17 protein-coding genes are annotated in these 15,978 nt (G+C 70.7%); 8 read left to right on the top strand and 9 right to left on the bottom strand.

What is annotated here, in order from left to right:
• Positions 1–5: 5 nt before the first annotated feature.
• Positions 6–1,253, bottom strand: coding sequence for a betaine/proline/choline family ABC transporter ATP-binding protein (locus AB0I10_RS16980; RefSeq protein ID WP_363153239.1), 1,248 nt, complete (start codon positions 1,251–1,253; stop codon positions 6–8).
• A gap of 153 nt (positions 1,254–1,406) precedes the next feature.
• On the opposite strand from AB0I10_RS16980, the gene AB0I10_RS16975 reads away from it, so the two are divergent.
• The 4 genes from AB0I10_RS16975 to AB0I10_RS16960 all read left to right on the top strand — a co-directional run bounded on the left by AB0I10_RS16975 (position 1,407) and on the right by AB0I10_RS16960 (position 5,525).
• Positions 1,407–2,165 carry an ABC transporter permease gene (locus tag AB0I10_RS16975; RefSeq protein WP_363153283.1) on the top strand — a complete coding sequence of 253 codons (759 nt, stop codon included), beginning with the start codon at positions 1,407–1,409 and terminating at the stop codon, positions 2,163–2,165.
• Positions 2,166–2,168: 3 nt separating this feature from the next.
• Entirely contained in the window at positions 2,169–2,939 is a 771-nt protein-coding gene (locus AB0I10_RS16970) for an ABC transporter permease subunit (RefSeq protein ID WP_363153238.1), read from the top strand.
• A gap of 296 nt (positions 2,940–3,235) precedes the next feature.
• On the top strand, positions 3,236–4,213 hold the full coding sequence (locus tag AB0I10_RS16965; RefSeq protein WP_363153237.1) for an ABC transporter substrate-binding protein: 978 nt from the start codon (positions 3,236–3,238) through the stop codon (positions 4,211–4,213).
• Between the two features lie 64 nt (positions 4,214–4,277).
• Positions 4,278–5,525 (top strand): hypothetical protein, encoded by a 1,248-nt coding sequence (locus AB0I10_RS16960; RefSeq protein WP_363153236.1) that lies wholly within the window; start codon positions 4,278–4,280, stop codon positions 5,523–5,525.
• A gap of 198 nt (positions 5,526–5,723) precedes the next feature.
• Here AB0I10_RS16960 and AB0I10_RS16955 read toward each other — a convergent pair whose 3' ends face one another.
• On the bottom strand, positions 5,724–6,203 hold the full coding sequence (locus tag AB0I10_RS16955) for a DUF1453 domain-containing protein (RefSeq protein WP_363153235.1): 480 nt from the start codon (positions 6,201–6,203) through the stop codon (positions 5,724–5,726).
• A gap of 180 nt (positions 6,204–6,383) precedes the next feature.
• On the opposite strand from AB0I10_RS16955, the gene AB0I10_RS16950 reads away from it, so the two are divergent.
• On the top strand, positions 6,384–7,001 hold the full coding sequence (locus tag AB0I10_RS16950; protein WP_363153234.1) for a TetR family transcriptional regulator C-terminal domain-containing protein: 618 nt from the start codon (positions 6,384–6,386) through the stop codon (positions 6,999–7,001).
• 6 nt (positions 7,002–7,007) lie between these two features.
• Here the strand turns inward: AB0I10_RS16950 and AB0I10_RS16945 are convergent, their stop codons facing one another.
• Both AB0I10_RS16945 and AB0I10_RS16940 read right to left on the bottom strand, forming a co-directional pair.
• Positions 7,008–8,186 (bottom strand): NADH-quinone oxidoreductase subunit D, encoded by a 1,179-nt coding sequence (locus AB0I10_RS16945; protein ID WP_363153233.1) that lies wholly within the window; start codon positions 8,184–8,186, stop codon positions 7,008–7,010.
• A 118-nt stretch (positions 8,187–8,304) separates the two neighbouring features.
• Positions 8,305–9,432 carry an SAM-dependent methyltransferase gene (locus tag AB0I10_RS16940; protein WP_363153232.1) on the bottom strand — a complete coding sequence of 376 codons (1,128 nt, stop codon included), beginning with the start codon at positions 9,430–9,432 and terminating at the stop codon, positions 8,305–8,307.
• A gap of 203 nt (positions 9,433–9,635) precedes the next feature.
• On the opposite strand from AB0I10_RS16940, the gene AB0I10_RS16935 reads away from it, so the two are divergent.
• Both AB0I10_RS16935 and AB0I10_RS16930 read left to right on the top strand, forming a co-directional pair.
• A complete protein-coding gene (locus tag AB0I10_RS16935; protein WP_363153231.1) occupies positions 9,636–10,841 on the top strand; it encodes a sensor histidine kinase in 1,206 nt (401 codons plus the stop codon).
• A 135-nt stretch (positions 10,842–10,976) separates the two neighbouring features.
• A complete protein-coding gene (locus AB0I10_RS16930) occupies positions 10,977–11,660 on the top strand; it encodes a response regulator transcription factor (protein ID WP_363153230.1) in 684 nt (227 codons plus the stop codon).
• Between the two features lie 46 nt (positions 11,661–11,706).
• Here AB0I10_RS16930 and AB0I10_RS16925 read toward each other — a convergent pair whose 3' ends face one another.
• Positions 11,707–12,825, bottom strand: a complete 1,119-nt coding sequence (locus AB0I10_RS16925; protein WP_363153229.1) for a DUF5937 family protein — start codon at positions 12,823–12,825, stop codon at positions 11,707–11,709.
• Positions 12,826–12,977: 152 nt separating this feature from the next.
• Here AB0I10_RS16925 and AB0I10_RS16920 point away from each other — a divergent pair, with 152 nt between their 5' ends.
• Positions 12,978–13,217, top strand: a complete 240-nt coding sequence (locus AB0I10_RS16920) for a hypothetical protein (RefSeq protein WP_363153228.1) — start codon at positions 12,978–12,980, stop codon at positions 13,215–13,217.
• A 36-nt stretch (positions 13,218–13,253) separates the two neighbouring features.
• On the opposite strand, the gene AB0I10_RS16915 is transcribed toward AB0I10_RS16920, so the two are convergent.
• From AB0I10_RS16915 to AB0I10_RS16900, 4 genes are all read right to left on the bottom strand, one after another.
• Entirely contained in the window at positions 13,254–13,598 is a 345-nt protein-coding gene (locus tag AB0I10_RS16915; RefSeq protein WP_363153227.1) for a hypothetical protein, read from the bottom strand.
• Positions 13,599–13,683: 85 nt separating this feature from the next.
• Positions 13,684–14,199 (bottom strand): hypothetical protein, encoded by a 516-nt coding sequence (locus AB0I10_RS16910; protein WP_363153226.1) that lies wholly within the window; start codon positions 14,197–14,199, stop codon positions 13,684–13,686.
• A gap of 158 nt (positions 14,200–14,357) precedes the next feature.
• Positions 14,358–14,468: a DUF397 domain-containing protein gene (locus AB0I10_RS16905; protein ID WP_363153225.1), complete on the bottom strand. Its 111-nt coding sequence runs from the start codon at positions 14,466–14,468 to the stop codon at positions 14,358–14,360.
• Positions 14,469–14,651: 183 nt separating this feature from the next.
• A complete protein-coding gene (locus AB0I10_RS16900; RefSeq protein ID WP_363153224.1) occupies positions 14,652–15,956 on the bottom strand; it encodes a beta-eliminating lyase-related protein in 1,305 nt (434 codons plus the stop codon).
• Positions 15,957–15,978: the final 22 nt, after the last annotated feature.

The following is a 15,978-nucleotide window of genomic DNA, read 5'->3' as shown; positions in this document are numbered from 1 at the left end:
CCGGTTCAGGCGTCCGGGACCGTATCGAGCGAGACCTCGCCGCGTGGGATGTTCGCGGCGTCCGCGGTGGTGGAGCGGCGCAGCGCCGCATGCAGCCGGGCGGGGGTGAGGACGCCGAGGAAGCGGTCGCCGTCCAGGACCGCGATCCAGCCGGCGTCGTGCTGGAGCATCGTGCTGAACGCCTGCTTGAGCGGGGCGCCGAGCGGCAGCCAGGCGTCCATCCGGCGGGCGTGATCGTGGACGGTGGTGCCCTTGGGGGCGGATGCCTTGGTGAGGGCGTGGGGAGCCGCGCCCCCGGGAGGCGTGGCAGGGGAGCCGGAGCCCGCTGTGGCTCCCTCTGAGGAGCCTGTGAGTGCCGCCGCGGAGACCCAGCCGTGGACGGACTCGTCGGAGTCGAGGACGACCGCCCAGGAGGCGCCGTCGGCGGCCAGCCGGTCGGCGGCGCGGCCCGCGGGGTCGTCGAGGTGGACGACCGGGGGCTGTTCGAGGTCGCCGGTCTCGACGGGTGTGACCGAGAGCCGCTTCAGGCCGCGGTCCGCGCCGACGAATTCGGCGGCGTACGGGGTCGCGGGCGCGCCGAGGACCGTCGCCGGGGTGTCGAACTGCTCGATGCGTCCCGCCCCGTAGACGGCGATGCGGTCGCCGAGCCGGACCGCCTCCTCGATGTCGTGGGTGACGAACAGGACCGTCTTGTGGAGCGTGGACTGGAGCCGCAGGAACTCGTTCTGGAGGTGCTCGCGTACGACCGGGTCGACCGCGCCGAACGGTTCGTCCATCAGGAGCACGGGCGGGTCGGCGGCCAGCGCGCGGGCGACGCCGACGCGTTGGCGCTGCCCGCCGGAGAGCTGGTCGGGGTAGCGGTCGCCGTATGTCGACGGGTCCAGGCCGACCAGGTCGAGGAGTTCGGCGGCGCGGGCGCGGGCGTTCTTGCGCGGCCAGCCGAGGAGGTGCGGGACGGTGGCGGTGTTGTCCAGGACGGTCTTGTGGGGGAAGAGTCCTACCTGCTGGATGACATAGCCGATGCGGCGGCGGAGTTCGACGGGGTCGATGGCGGATATGTCGTCGCCGTCGAGGTGGATGGTGCCGCTGGTGGGCTCGATGAGTCGGTTCACCATCTTCATCGTCGTCGTCTTGCCGCAGCCCGAAGGTCCGACGAGCGTGATGAGTTCGCCCTTCGCGACCTCGAAGGAGAGGTCGTCGACGGCTGTGGTGCCGTCGGCGTAGCGCTTGGTGACGTGCTCGAAACGGATCATGGTTCCCCATTGTGGACGGGCGGTCGTGAACGCGGTGTTGCTGGTGGATGGCGGGCCGGGCCGATTGTCAGTGGCGGGGGTTAGGGTCGCAGACAGTCACCGAAAATGTGAGCGACAGGGCGGGGGAGGTGACGGCGGGTGAGTGCCGGAGCAGTGGTCGCGCAGGTCGGCGGGTCGGTCGGCGGACAGGCCGATGGGCCGAGTTGCCTGCAGACGAACGACTGGATCTGCGGTGAGTATGTCCGCACCCGCAGCCAGGAATTGCTGGACGCGACCGTCCAGCACATCGGCATCACGGCCGTATCCGTGGTCATCGGCCTGCTGGTCGCCTTTCCGCTGGCGCTGGCGGCCCGGCGCTGGCGGGGCGCGGCGGGACCGGTCCTGGGGCTGACGACGGTGCTCTACACGGTGCCGTCACTGGCGATGTTCGCGCTGCTGACACCGGTGTTCGGAGTCTCGGCGGCGGTGGTCGTCACGGGCCTGGTGATGTATTCGCTGACGATCCTGGTGCGCAACATCCTCGCCGGTCTGGAGGGGGTGCCCGCCGAGGTGCGGGAGGCCGCCCGGGGGATGGGGTACGGCTCCGCGCGGCTGCTGTTCGAGGTGGAAATCCCCCTCGCGCTACCGGCGTTGGTGGCCGGCCTGCGCATCGCCACGGTCTCGACGGTGGCGATGACGACCATCGGCTCCGTCGTCGGCTACGGCGGTCTGGGGAATCTCATAGCCAGCGGTATGGAGGGCTTCTTCAAGGCGGAGGTCCTGACGGCCTCGGTGCTGTGCGTGCTGCTGGCGCTGATAGCCGATCTGCTTCTGCTGGGCCTGCAGCGGCTGCTGACGCCTTGGACGCGGAGGCAGGCGCGGGGCAAGTCCCGGGCGCGGCCCGGGGCCCGTACGGCGAAGGTGGTGGCCTGAGCGATGGGTGCGATCGCGGGTGCGTGGCAGTGGCTGACGACGGCGGCCAACTGGGCCGGGGAGAAGGGGGTCTGGCACCGGCTCGGCGAGCACGTCCAGCTCAGTGCGCTGTGCCTGGCCATCTCCTGCTTGATAGCCCTGCCGGTGGCGCTCTGGCTCGGGCACATAGGAAAGGGCGGGGCGCTGGCCGTCAACCTCTCCAATATGGGGCGTGCGGTGCCGACCTTCGCGGTACTGGTGCTGCTGACGCTCAGTCCGCTGGGGACGCAGGGGGACTGGCCGACGATCATCGCGCTGGTGCTGTTCGCGGTGCCGCCGCTGCTGACCAATGCGTATCTGGGGATGCGGGAGGCGGACCGCGATGTGGTCGAGGCGGCACGCGGGATGGGGATGTCCGGGCCCCAACTCCTGCTGCGGGTCGAGATACCCCTCGCGTATCCGCTGATCATGACGGGCCTGCGGTCCGCCACGGTGCAGGTGGTGGCGACGGCGACGCTCGCCGCGCTGGCCGGCGGCGGGGGACTGGGCCGGATCATCACGGCGGGCTTCGGCAACTACGACACCGCGCAGGTGGTCGCGGGCGCGCTGCTGGTGGCCGTACTGGCGTTGGTCGTTGAGGGGGTGCTGGTCCTGGCGGACCGGTTCTTCGACCCGATGCGGGGGCGGCGGCGCGGGCGGCGTACGGCGAAGGGGGCGAGGCCGGGGCCGGGGGAGGCCGGGCCGGATGGATCGGGCGGCGATGACGATGTGGTCGCGTTGGGGAAACTCGCCTGACGCGGTGACGGAGCTTTGCCATGCTGCCGTACCGGACCAATGCACCGGACCGATTCACCGGGCCAATGCACCGGGCTGATGTACCGGAGCGGTTCACCGCTGCGGTTCCGTGCGAAGCGGACGGCGGGGGCCACCGCAGCCGGTGCCACAACAGCCGATGCCCTCGCGGCCGATGTCACCCGAACCAGCGCCACCACTGCCACCGCGACCACCGCCAAGTCCGGTGTCACGACGCCCAACCCAGCACCTGACCTGACCTGATCTGACCCGACCGAACGAACTGGATGGTGAATTCCATGAGCAGCAAGTCGCGCGCGGCACGTACCGCGCTCGTCGCGGGCACAGTGATCGCGCTGGCGGCCGGGCTGGCCGCGTGCGGCGGCGAGAGCCTGGAGGACAAGGGTGCCAAGAACAAGGGCGCCAAGAACAACGGCGGGAAGGTCGAGATCGTCATCGGCTCGGCCGGTTTCACCGAGTCGAAGGTGCTCGCCGAGATCTATTCCAAGATCCTTAACGATGCCGGTTACCCGGCACGGGTGCAGACCCTGGCCAATCGCGAGCTGTATGAACCGGCTCTGGAGAAGGGCCAGATCGATGTCGTTCCGGAATATGCCTCCACGCTTGCCGAATTCCTCAACGCGAAGAAGAACGGTGCCAAGGCGAAGCCCGTCGCCTCCAGCGACATCGACAAGACGGTGACGGCGCTCAAGAAGCTCGCCGGGCCGCGCGGTCTCAAGGTCCTGGCGGTCGGCGAGGCCACCGACCAGAACGCCTTCGCGGTGGCCAAGGAATTCGCCGCCGAGCACAAGTTGAAGACCCTCTCCGACCTGGGAAGGTCGAAGCAGAAGATCAAACTTGCGTCGGGTGAGGAGTGCGAGACCCGGGTGTTCTGCAAGCCGGGCCTGGAGAAGACGTACGGCATCGACATCACCGGCCTCGACCCCAAGGGCGTCGGGACCGCTCAGTCCAAGCAGGCCGTCAAGGACGGTACCGACCAACTGGTGCTCACCACGACCACGGATGCCACGCTCGACAACTTCGGCCTGGTGCTTCTGGAGGACGACAAGAAGCTGCAGAACGCCGACAATGTGCTGCCCGTCGTGAATGCCGAGAGCGCCGGTGACAAGGGGATCGAGAAGGCTCTCGGCAAGCTCACAAGTGTGTTGACGACCCAAGACCTGATCAACTTGAACCGCAAGGTTGATGCCGAGCGACTCAAGCCCGTGGATGTCGCACAGACGTATTTGGAGTCCAAGGGACTGCTGGAGAAGTAACCACTACGAACCGGATTGGCGTGCGGGGCCCCATAAGCCCCGCACGCACGGTAAGTTTCTGGCCATGCCACGAGGACGCCACCGCCATTCACCACCCCTCCACCGGCTGCTTCCTCCCTCCATGGTCGCCGGTGCGTCGATTACTTGCGCCGCGGGCGCGTGGTTCGTCGGCGACGACCTGGTCCAGCGGGTGCTCGCCGCGGGCGCCGCGGCCGCCGCGATAACCGGCGCCGTCCTTCTGCGGACCTGGGACCGTAAGGCCGGCAAGCGGGTCGCCGAACTCACCCGCGCCCGGGTGCGCGACGAGTGGCGCACCGAGGAGCGGATAGCCGAGCTCGAAACGGATATCGAGGAGTCCCGCGAGATCCGTACCGCGCTGGACACCAAACTGCGTGCCAAGCGCACCGAATTGGCGCGGCTGCGCAGCGAGCACGCCGAGCTGCTGCGCCGTTACGCCACCGCCGAGACCGAGCGGGCCAGCGCCCTGGAGGGCCGCCGTCTCCTCGCGATCGAGGCCGCGGTTCCGGCCAAGGAGCTGCCGGCCGCCGACCGCCTCCCCGCGCAGCGCGAGCCGGCCCCGGCGCCCGCGTCCGCCGCGACCTCGGCACCCGCCTCGGCGCCGACCCCCGCCGCGTACGCGCAGGCGGACCAGGCGCTGCGGCAGCTGGCCCGTAACGCCGCCCGGCAGCGCGACCGCGCCGGGAACGGTGCCCAGAACGCCGCCCGGAACGCCCCACGGCCGACCGGGGACGGCGCCCAGGCGAGCCCGGGCGGCCAGGACGGTGAGAAGAGCCGGGGGAAGTCCGAGGCGGCCGCCGGGCAGGGCGAGCGCGGCGCACGCCAAGCCCGTACGGACACCGGCGCCGCGCTCGCACTCCGCCGCGTCCCGGCCGCCGCCGCTGCCGTCGTACCGCCGGCCGCGCCCCGCCCCGCCGCGTCCCGCGCGCTGGGCGGCTTCGACTTCTTCGGCACCGCGGCCGCGGCACAGCCCCGGCAGCTGACCGCGCCGCTGGCGGACGACCTGGCGGACGTGGTGGGCGACGAGGCGCTCGCCGAGCATTCAGCGCGCCGGGAGGCGGCCGGTGCGCAAGCAGGTACGGAGACCCGGACGGAGGCGCGTACGGAGACCCGTGAGGAAGCCGCTGCAGACGCGAGTGCGGGCGAGGCGCCGCAGGAGGCTGGGGAAGCCGGGGAAGCCGGGGAAGCCGGCAAGGATGCGGCGGCCGACGGCGTCGGCGCGGTCATCGATCTGACCGCGCACGACGAGACCGAGCAGCTCGATGTCGCCGAGCTGCGCACCGCGATCTCCTGATGCGCTGATCCCGGCCCGGCCCGGCCCGGCCCGGCCGCGAGTAATCGGCTCCCGCCCCTTCTCCGTAGGGGCGGGAGCCGATCTGCGTAGGGGTGAGGATGGCCCGGGGGTGCCGGGAGGTTATCCACAAGGTGTGGATGCTTTTCCGGCGCCGACTGAGGACCGACTGGGGTCCGGCTGGGACCCGCCCGGCCCCGGCTAGCCCCTGCCGCGCTCCGGCGCGAACGGCGTGCCGGTCGCCAGGCCGCGATAGCCGACGGCGAGGGCCTCGCCCAGGAAGCTGATGCCGATGCCGAGTTGGGTAGGGCGGGCGTTTTCGTGCATCCCCAGTTTCGCCGCCAGCAGGCCATAGCCGGCCATGGCGAGCAGGGAGAGGCCCGCGACGACAAACGTACGGCCGGTGTAGCGCTGCCACAGGACGCCGTCCCGGTCGAAGAGCTGGACGGTCGTGCCGCGCAGGGCGCCGAGCGCGCAGCCGAGGACGGCGCCCGCCGCGGCCCAGGCGCAGTCGGCCCCCGTCAGGTTGTCGGCCTTGGCCAGGGAGGTGACGCCGATGATGATCAGGATGACTGGTGCGACGAACAGTTCGCGGGCGTTGACCGGTTCGCCCCGTAGCCGCTTGATGATCACGACGATGACGACGGCGAGGACGATCGCCGCGAGCAGCCAGCCGTTCATGGGGTCCCCCTGATGGATGTTCAGCAATGAATGTTCAGCGACGGATGTTCAGCGACGGATGTTCAGCGACGGATGTTCAGCGATGGATGGTCGGTCCGAGTTTTCGACGGCGACCCGGAGGCGCGTTTTAGCTCGACCATGCCAAAAAATAATTTAGCTCGGGTGTGCCACAATCGCAATATGCCGAAGATCGTCGACCCCGAGGCCCGCCGGCGCGCCGTCGCCGAGGCCGTACTGCGCGTCGTGGGCCGGGAGGGGGTGGCCGGTGCCTCGCTGCGTAACGTCGCCGAGGAGGCGGGGCTCGCCATCGGCTCCGTCCGCCACTACTTCAGCGACCACGACGAAGTGCTGATCTTCGCGATGAGGGAGCTGAACGCCCGTATTGAGCGCCGTGTATGGGGGCATGTCGAGCGGCTGCTCGACCCCGAGGCGGGGGACGAACGCCGCGCGCGGGCGGAGGAGTTGATCGCCGAGTTCCTGCCGCTGGACGCCGAGCGCCGAGAAGAGGGCATGCTCTGGCAGGCGTTCACGACCGCGGCCCGTACCCGTCCGGAACTGCGGCCGCATGCGGTCGAGCTGGAGTCTGGGCTGCGCGCCCTGTTGCTACGGGTGCTGGGCGGCGCTCAGGAGGCGGGCGCCATGCCCGACGACCTTGATCTGGAACTGGAGACGCTACGGCTGTCGGCCCTGCTGGACGGGCTGACCCTGCAGGCCGCCCTCGAGCCGGAGCGCATCACACCGGACATGCTCCGGAACGTTCTGCGGCGGCATCTGGAGACGCTCCGCGGTGAGGGGTGAGGCCGCCTACTTGTCGATATCGCCGACCACGAAGAACAGCGAGCCGAGAATCGCGACCATGTCGGCGACCAGCGTGCCCGGCAGCAGCTCCGTCAGCGCCTGGATGTTGTTGAACGACGCGGAGCGCAGCTTGAGGCGGTACGGGGTCTTCTCGCCCTTGGAGACGAGGTAGTAGCCGTTGATCCCGAGCGGGTTCTCGGTCCAGGTGTAGGTCGTGCCCTCCGGCGCCTTCAGGACCTTGGGGAGCCGCTGGTTGATCGGCCCCGGCGGCAGCTCCTCGACGCGGTCCAGGCAGGCGTCCGCGAGATCGAGGGAGTTGTGGCTCTGCTCCAGCAGACACTCGAATCGGGCCAGGCAGTCGCCCTCCTCGCGGGTGACCACCTTGAGCGTGTCGGTCAGCTCCCCGTACGCGAGATACGGCTCGTCGCGCCGCAGGTCGAAGTCGACACCGGACGCGCGGGCGATCGGCCCGGAGACGCCGTAGGCGTGCGCCGTCTCGGGTGCGAGGACGCCCACCCCCCGGGTACGGCCGCGGAAGATCTCATTGCCCAGGACCAGGTTGTCGAAGACGTCCATCCGGGAGCGGACATCGGCGACGGCCTGCCGGGCGCGGCCGAGCCAGCCGGCCGGCAGGTCCTCCTTGAGGCCGCCGACGCGGTTGAACATGTAGTGCATCCGGCCGCCGGAGATCTCCTCCATGACGTTCTGGAGTTCTTCGCGCTCGCGGAAGGCGTAGAAGACGGGCGTGATGCCGCCCAGCTCCAGCGGGTACGAGCCGAGGAACATCAGATGGTTGAGGAGGCGGTTCAGCTCGGCGAGGAGCGTACGGGTCCACACGGCACGCTCGGGGACCTCCATGCCCAGCATCCGCTCGACGCCCATGACCACGCCCAGCTCGTTGGAGAAGGCCGACAGCCAGTCGTGACGGTTGGCGAGCATGATGATCTGGCGGTAGTCGCGCGCCTCGAAGAGCTTCTCGGCGCCGCGGTGCATATAGCCGATCACCGGCTCGGCGTGCTGGATGCGCTCGCCGTCCAGGACGAGGCGCAGCCGCAGCACGCCGTGCGTGGACGGGTGCTGAGGGCCGATGTTGAGCACCATGTCGGTGCTCTCGGCCGCCCCGCCGATGCCGACAGTCGTCTCCTGCACGGCTGCCCGTCGCCGACTCTCCGTCGTATCCGTCATGGGGACAGTGTCGCAGGAGGCGGGGGAGGCGTCGGCGGACGGGCCCGCTCCCCGGTGGACGGCCTGCTCCTCGGGGCGTGAGCGGGCCGGATGGTCATGGTGTGAGCAGGCCCGATGCTCAGTGTGTGAGCAGGCCCGAGCACGCCTCGCCCACCGGCTCCAGGAGCCAGCCGAAGCCTCCGAGGCCCGCCGGGTCGGTCAGCTCCGCCGCCGCGCCGGCCGAGCCGAGGGCCCGTACGTACGCGGCCGGGTCGCTGGAGGCGAGAGTGAGTGGCGGGCGCCGGCCGGAGATGCCGAGGGTGCGCAGCGCCGCGCGCTGGGTCAGCAGCTCGGCCGACGGCCCGGCGCACGCGTCCAGCGCGACATGCGCCGTGATGTCGCAGCTGCCGTCCGGGACGGGATGCACCTCGCGGCCCTCGCGGAAACCGGTGAGCGTGCCGAAGAGCGGCCGGTCGGCGCGGTCGTGCGCGTAATCGGCGGCGACGGCGAGTCCGGCGCGCAGCGTACGGACGGCCCGCGCCCAGGCGGCGTCGCGCGGTCGGCCGATCTCGGCGCGCAGGCCCGGGGACGGGGCGGGGACATGGGCGGGGGCGGCGAGGGTGGGACCGGGCGCAGTGGCGGCGGGGATGTGCGGGGCGTCCGGGGCAGCAGTGGTGCCCGGGGCGGCCAGCGGCGGCGTCCACCACCGGCGCAGCCACTCCGCGTCCGCGCCGTCGACCGGTTCGCCCAGCCGTTCCATGCCGTCGGTGCGTACGAGAACCCGGCGCGGCACGCCGTCCGCGTCCGTCTCGACGACGTCGACCGGCACATTGTCCAGCCACTCATTCGCGAACAGCAGGCCGGTGAGCGTCCCCGGGGCGGGCAGCTCGGCCCGCCAGTCGATGCGCGGATCCAGGCCCTCGGGGCGCGCGGCGCGCTCGACGGCGTACGGACGCACCCGCGCGCCCACCGCTTCGGGCAGCGCGGCCAGCACACCGGTCAGCAGCTCGCCGCGCCCCGCGCCCACATCGACGAGGGCCAGCTCATCCGGGTGGCCCAATGCCGTGTCGACGCGTCGGAGCAGCGCGGCGACGGCCTCCGCGTAGAGGGGGGAGACGTGCACGGAGGTACGGAAGTGGCCGGCGGGGCCCGGCCCACCGGGACGGGTGTAGAAGCCGTCCGGACCGTACAGCGCCCGCTCCGTCGCCTCCCGCCAGCCGCACCACTCGTCCGTTGACCACTCGTCCGTGGACCACTCGTTCGTCACGCGCACCACGGTACGGGCGGACGGGGCACGGCCCCGGGGGCAGGGGCCGGTCTCGGCCCGGCCTCGGCACACCCGACACGTCGGCGCAGCCCGAGGCCAGCAGAATGGCGCACATGGTCTCCACCTTGGGGAGTACGCCCGGCGCACAGGATCGCTCCTCCGGTTGACCCGTACACCTATCCGGCCTGCCTACGCTGGGTTACGTGCAGCGCCTCTACGACTTCCTCCGCAGGCACCCGACAGGAGTGGACACCTTCTGGGCCGTCCTCCTGCTCGGGTTCACCAGTCTGTGGATCACGTCGGACTACAGCGGCGTCCAGCTGATCGCCGCCGCGTTCTTCACGGTCGGCCTCTGCCTCGTGATAGCGCTGCGCCGCAAGGCCCCCGTGAAGATGCTGCTGCTGACGGCCGCCATCGGCGTGGGCCAACTGATCTTCGCCATCCCGGCCAACTCGGGCGACTTCGCGATGTTCGTGATCACTTACACCGTCGCCTCCAGCCCCTCCACCCCCCGCTGGGCCTCCCGCTGTGCCCTCGCCGGCGCCCTCGTCGGCCCTTCCCTGTCGCTGTTGCGCGTCACAAGGGATTTCGACGGCCGGCCGGTGTGGGAAATGCTCTTCTTCACCGGGCTCCTCACCGTGCCCTTCGTCCTCGCCTGGGTCCTCGGCGACTCCGTCCGCACCCGCCGCGCCTACTGGGCGCAGCTGGAGGAGAAGGCCGCCCGGCTGGAGAAGGAGCGCGAGGCCCAGTCCCAGATCGCGGTTGCCGCCGAGCGCGCCCGGATCGCCCGCGAGCTGCATGACGTCGTCGCGCACAACGTCTCCGTGATGGTCGTGCAGGCGGACGGCGCCGCGTACGTCCTCGACGCCGCTCCGGACCAGACCCGGCAGGCGCTGGAGACGATCTCCGGCACGGGGCGGCAGGCGCTGGCCGAAATGCGCCGGCTGCTGGGCGTGCTGCGCACCGGCGAACAGCCCGAGAGCGGCGAATACGTACCGCAGCCGGGCGTCGAGCAGCTCGCCGAGCTCATCGACCAGGTGCGGGGCGCGGGACTGCCGGTGGACTTCCGGGTGGAGGGCGAGCCGCGGCCGCTGCCCAGCAGCGTCGAACTCACCGCGTACCGCATCGTGCAGGAAGCGCTCACCAACACCCGTAAGCACGGCGGCCCGGACGTCGGCGCGACCGTCCGGCTCTCCTACAAGGCCGACGAACTCGATCTGCTCGTCGAGGACGACGGGCGGGGCGCGCAGCACGAGCTCTACGAGGAGGGCGGCGCGGACGGCCTCGGACACGGCCTGATCGGGATGCGCGAACGGGTCGGCATGGTCGGCGGCAGCCTGGAGGCGGGGCCGCGGCCGGGCGGCGGCTTCCGGATCGGGGCGGTGCTGCCGCTCAAACCGGCGCGGTGAGGTCATCGCCCGCCCCTCCGGTCCGGTCCCTGCCATCCGCCGTGTCCGTCCCGCTCGTCCCACTCGCCTGGCTCGCCTCGCTCGTCCCTCCCGCTCCGTACGCTGTAGCCCCACACCTGAAGGGATCCCCCTGCCATGACCATCCGAGTGATGCTCGTCGACGACCAGGCACTGCTCCGTACCGGCTTCCGGATGGTGCTCGCCGCGCAGCCCGACATGGAGGTCGTCGCGGAGGCGGGCGACGGCGTACAGGCGCTGGAGGTGCTGCGCTCCACCCAGGTCGACGTGATCCTCATGGACGTCCGGATGCCGCATCTGGACGGGGTGGAGGCCACCCGGCGGATCTGTGAGGGCGGGCAGAAGGAGGGGGCACCGAAGGTCCTCATCCTGACCACCTTCGACCTCGACGAATACGCTTTCTCCGCGCTGAAGGCCGGGGCCAGCGGCTTTATGCTCAAGGACGTGCCGCCGAGCGAACTGCTCGCCGCGATCCGGGCGGTGGAGAGCGGCGACGCGGTCGTCGCGCCGTCCACCACCCGCCGGCTGCTGGACCGCTTCTCGCCGATGCTGCCGGCCACCTCCGCCGAGCCGGTGCGCCCCGAGCTGGAACGGCTGACGGACCGCGAGCGGGAGGTGCTGCTGCTCGTCGCGCAGGGCCTGTCGAACGGCGAGATCGCGGCGCGGCTGGTGCTCTCCGAGGCCACGGTGAAGACCCATGTGGGGCGGATCCTGACGAAGTTGAGCCTGCGGGACCGGGTCCAGGCGGTGGTGCTCGCGTACGAGACGGGGCTGGTGCGGGCCGGGGGTACGGGGGCGTAGCCGGTCGGGGCAGGAGGCTCCTCTCAGCGCAGGATGCCCTCAAGTCTCAGCGCAAAATGCCCTCAAGGAAGTCGCTGCCCAGCCTGGCCACCACCAGGAGGTCCAGCTGGTGCAGCACATACCGCCCACGCCGTCGAGTCTGGAGCAGCCCCGCCTTCTTGAGAATCGCGAGATGACGGGAGACCTCCGGCGCGCTGATGCCGTTGGCCCTGGCCAACTCGCCGGTGGTGTGGGCGGTTCGCGCCAGGCTGCGGCAGATCCGGATCCGCATCGGGTGGGCCAGCGCGGTCAGCCGGCTCTCCAGCAGTTCCACCGAGGGCGGGTCGGACATCTCGGGCGCCGCGACGGGGTAGGTGATCACCGGCCGCCAGCCGCGCGCGTGCAGCGCCAGCAGATGCGGCCAGCCGAAGGAGGACGGTACGAGCGTGACACCCGGGCCGACCGCAGGGTCACCAGCCGTGGTGTGGCCATGGGCCATCTTGTCGATGACGATGCGGGACCGCTCCTCGTCCAGCGACACCGCGGGCGACACCTCTGCCAGCGCCTCCGCCAGCCCCTTGCGGCGCAGCATCTCCGTCTTGTGCCGGGCGTCGGTGGCCAGTTGCACCCCTACGCGCTGCCAGACGTCCGCGAAGAAGGCCTGCTCGCAGTCCTCGAACAGCCGGCGGATCCAGGCGCGTACGCCGGGCGGGTCGGCGAGCAGCCGACGGGCGAAGTCCGCCTGGCGTGGGCCGCGGACGGTGGCCCGCTCCAGCGCCTGCTCCCGGGCGCGGGCGTCGACCAGCGGCGACGGGCCGCCCTCGCAGTAGGAACTGGAACAGGAGATCTCCAGCGCCGCCCCCACATACCGCTCGTCGTCCAGCCGGTCCATCAGGTCCAGGTCCTCCGCGAGCGTCGTACCCGGCTGCCCGGCGCGCTCCGGGAGCGCGGCGAACGCGAAGGTGATGTCGGAGAACGTCGAACCCCAGAGGAAGACCGCCTCGTGCAGCCGCTCGGCGAGATCGGGCTTGAGGGCGGCGGAGGTCGCGGTGGTCCAGCCGTGCAGACCGGGGTGGTGCGCGGGTTCGGCGAGGGTGTGCAGGGCGAAGCCCAGTTCGGCCAGTGGCGAGGGGCTGAAGACGATCCGCTCGCGGGGCAGCCCCGTGATATCGATCCACACACTCATGAAGCCGCCCCGTTCCCTTCAGGCGCCGGCCGCGCCTCGTCCACGTCCCTGAGAGTCCATCATGCGCACGCCCCCGACCTGCGACGACATCGATTGACTGCTCTCGTCAATCGACGGGCCACGAGCGGTGGGAACGCCGCAGGCTGACTGCCATGAACGCATCCCAGCAGCACATGATCGACGCCTACCGCGCCGCCCAACACGGCGAAGCAGCCCCCATCCTGCCGGGCACCGGCACCGTCACGACCGCCCGGGAGATCCGTGAGTGGCGACGCTTCCGGGCCGTCGTCACGGCGCCGTCCGACCGACTTACGGGGCGCATGGGGCGCGCTGTACGCCGGATGACGGCGGCCTTGGGCCGCGTCCAGGAGGCGAACGCCCGGTGCCGATAGAACCCGGGCGTCAGCCGTGAGGCTCAGCTGTGAGGCTCAGGAAATTCGGCGCCCCATCTTCGCCGACCGCCGGTTGTAGCCCTTGGTGTCCCACCACTCTTCCAGCAGAGCGCGGACCAGGTGAACGAGTTGCCGGAGCCGTTCAGGGTCGGGCGCGGCGGAAGTGAAAACGTCCGCAAAGGACTTGTCGTCCCAGAGCAGAGTGAACACCCAGCGCTCGTCTTGCCGGCCTCTGCGCTCCACGGTGAGCTGGTAGGTCAACGTCACGCTGCGGTCCGGGTGATGGCCGACGGAGAGGTCAGCGATGGCGAATCTGACCTCCCCGTCACCTGTGGTGTATGAGCGCGCCAACGCACGCTCGGCCGGAGTCCGTTCCGACATGGACACCACCTGTTTCTTCTCCTCATGAGCTGGAGAACGGGTTCGTGAACCCCCGTTCTAGCACTCGACGTCTAGCACTCGACGTCTAGCACTTGGCGGCGCCGCGTGCCGTGGTCACGTTGTACGCGGTGAGGAGGTCGTTGGTTCCCGCGGGCGTGCCGATGATGGTGCGGAACTTCTCATACGACGGGCACGTCTGGGTGTAGGTGGAGTAGCCGCCACGGCCATTGGGCTGGCCCGACCAGATAGCGGCGCGGATCTTACGGTCCATCGTGCTGTTCCAGCCGTGACGCAGCTTGATGTGCTTCCATCCCCACGTCTTGGTTCCGCAGCGGAGGGTGTACTTGCCGGGCCCCCGGTAGTACGTACGCACGATGTAGTTCCGGCTGTGGCTCCGGCACGTCGCGTCGATGCTGCTGACGTCGGCGCTGCTGGCATCGACGTTGCTGACACCGACGTTCTCGGCACCGGCCCGCTGAGCGGTCACGCCGTTCGAAGAGGGCGCGGCGGCCGCGGAGCCGGACGCCGGAATCACCAGAGCCGACGCGGCTACGGCGGTGGCCAGCGCCGCTTTCACGGCACGGGAAGCGGTAGAGCGCATGTGTTCCCCCAATGAAGAACCCCCGTGGTCAGGGGGGATTCAACCCCCGTCTGAACAGGGGGAGTTGAAGTGTCCGGCCTCTCACTCAAGGCTGTGGCAAGACGGCACCACATCTGGCCGTATGGGGTCAAGGGGTAGGGCGGGGGCGCCAGTTGTGCTCAGGAGGGGAGGTCCCCGCCCTTGACAGCGGCGACGAAGGGCGACCAGTTGGCGGCTGGGAAGACCAGCGCGGGGCCGCGCGGGCCCTCCTGCCAGAGCACCGTTGTCATACTTGGTTGGCCCTGGCTGGTAATGGACCAAACCAACGCGCGAAATCGATCTCCATCAAGGGCCAGGGCCTGAACTGGTGCTCAGCGCCGGTCAAGGTCACCTCCTGGCCGCCCCATCACGCGCCGCGGCGCCCCTCTCCCCGTCCTGTGGGGCGGGGCGCCGCTGGCGGGGCCGCTACGACGTCACCCCGCAACCCGCCCCAAGAAGTCCCCCAGTGCGGTCCGTATGTCCTCGGCCGTCCAGTGCATCGCGGATGAGCCGACCGACACCTCTGTCGTCGACAGTCCGAGGGGGCCTTCCTCGAACCATTTGCGGAACAGCGTCGTCCGTGTCTCCTCCGCCTGGCGCACTCCGGCCTCGTTCAGTACCTCGGCCGGGTAGGGCAGCCACAACTGGAACTCGTGGGTGTGCGGCACCTCCGGGTACACCCTGAACCACGGCACCCCGGCCTCGGCCAGGCCGTCCCGTATCGCCTGTGCGACGACCTTCGCGTGCGCCACGTACTCCGGTAGCCGTGGCAGCTCGCGGTCCAGCCCGGCGAGCGCGGCCAGCGCCATCGGCCACTGCTGGAACAGCTGCCCGCCATACCGGTGCCGCCAGGCCCGCGCCTCCTCGACGAAGTCCTCGGTGCCCGCCAGCGCGGCGCCCGCTATCCCGTCCAGCGACTTGTAGTAGGAGACGTACACGCTGTCCGCGAGGGCGGCTATCTCCGGGAGCGAACGGCCGAAGTGCGGGCCGCACTCCCATATCCGCGCCCCGTCGAAATGCACCATCGCGTCGTGGTCCCGCGCCGCCTCCACGACGGCCGTCAGATCGTCCCACTCCGGGAGGACGAAACCGGCGTCACGCAGGGGCAGTTCAAGGGCGAGGGTGCCGAAGGGCTCCTGAAGGCCGTGTATCTCCGCTGCGGTCGGCAGTCGTGGTTCGGTCGTCGGATGAACCATGCGCAGCCCGCTGACCACCGCGTACGCATCGCGCTCATGGACTTCCAGGTGCGACATCGGGTGCCCGGCGACCGTCGCGTTGCCCGTACGCCCCGCCCAGCAGCGCAGTGCCACCTGCTGCGCCATCGTGCCGGTCGGGAAGAAGGCGGCGGCCTCGGTGCCCAGGACATCGGCGGTCCGGCGCTCCAGCTCGCCGACTACGCCGTCCTCGTTGCCGTACATATCCAGCCAGCTGTCCAGGTCGTAGGCGCCAGGGGCGTCGGCCACCAGCCGGCTCAGCCGCTCGCGGACCGTCTCGCCCGACGGGCCGCCCGTCAGCATCCGCTTCGAGCCGTGCCACGCGGCGAGCAGCCGCGCCCGGTCGACGGGGGCGCCGCCCGGATCCGCCGCACCCTCGTTTCCCCCGCCGTCCCCGCTTCCTCCGCTTCCCATGCTTCCCCCGTTCAGCTCGCTGTCGCCCTTACCGCGCCCCTGCTCCTGCGTCTGCCCGCTCTCGTCCAAGGCCCCCACCGTTACTTCCGCCCGCGCCGACACATCGATCATGGCTCACCTCCGCGCGGACCCG

It is taken from the genome of Streptomyces sp. NPDC050636 (assembly GCF_040654775.1).
GTDB lineage: Bacteria > Actinomycetota > Actinomycetes > Streptomycetales > Streptomycetaceae > Streptomyces.
Note: the sequence above shows the minus strand (reverse complement) of the source record. Positions and strands in the feature narration are given on the sequence as shown.

Excerpts from the sequence above, each read along its gene's own strand:
- AB0I10_RS16980 (WP_363153239.1), bottom strand. The coding sequence starts at position 1,253 with ATGATCCGTTTCGAGCACGTCACCAAGCGCTACGCCGACGGCACCACA.
- AB0I10_RS16970 (WP_363153238.1), top strand. The coding sequence starts at position 2,169 with ATGGGTGCGATCGCGGGTGCGTGGCAGTGGCTGACGACGGCGGCCAAC.
- AB0I10_RS16965 (WP_363153237.1), top strand. The coding sequence starts at position 3,236 with ATGAGCAGCAAGTCGCGCGCGGCACGTACCGCGCTCGTCGCGGGCACA.
- AB0I10_RS16960 (WP_363153236.1), top strand. The coding sequence starts at position 4,278 with ATGCCACGAGGACGCCACCGCCATTCACCACCCCTCCACCGGCTGCTT.
- AB0I10_RS16955 (WP_363153235.1), bottom strand. The coding sequence starts at position 6,203 with ATGAACGGCTGGCTGCTCGCGGCGATCGTCCTCGCCGTCGTCATCGTC.
- AB0I10_RS16950 (WP_363153234.1), top strand. The coding sequence starts at position 6,384 with ATGCCGAAGATCGTCGACCCCGAGGCCCGCCGGCGCGCCGTCGCCGAG.
- AB0I10_RS16945 (WP_363153233.1), bottom strand. The coding sequence starts at position 8,186 with ATGACGGATACGACGGAGAGTCGGCGACGGGCAGCCGTGCAGGAGACG.
- AB0I10_RS16930 (WP_363153230.1), top strand. The coding sequence starts at position 10,977 with ATGACCATCCGAGTGATGCTCGTCGACGACCAGGCACTGCTCCGTACC.
- AB0I10_RS16925 (WP_363153229.1), bottom strand. The coding sequence starts at position 12,825 with ATGAGTGTGTGGATCGATATCACGGGGCTGCCCCGCGAGCGGATCGTC.
- AB0I10_RS16920 (WP_363153228.1), top strand. The coding sequence starts at position 12,978 with ATGAACGCATCCCAGCAGCACATGATCGACGCCTACCGCGCCGCCCAA.
- AB0I10_RS16915 (WP_363153227.1), bottom strand. The coding sequence starts at position 13,598 with ATGTCGGAACGGACTCCGGCCGAGCGTGCGTTGGCGCGCTCATACACC.
- AB0I10_RS16910 (WP_363153226.1), bottom strand. The coding sequence starts at position 14,199 with ATGCGCTCTACCGCTTCCCGTGCCGTGAAAGCGGCGCTGGCCACCGCC.
- AB0I10_RS16905 (WP_363153225.1), bottom strand. The coding sequence starts at position 14,468 with ATGACAACGGTGCTCTGGCAGGAGGGCCCGCGCGGCCCCGCGCTGGTC.
- AB0I10_RS16900 (WP_363153224.1), bottom strand. The coding sequence starts at position 15,956 with ATGATCGATGTGTCGGCGCGGGCGGAAGTAACGGTGGGGGCCTTGGAC.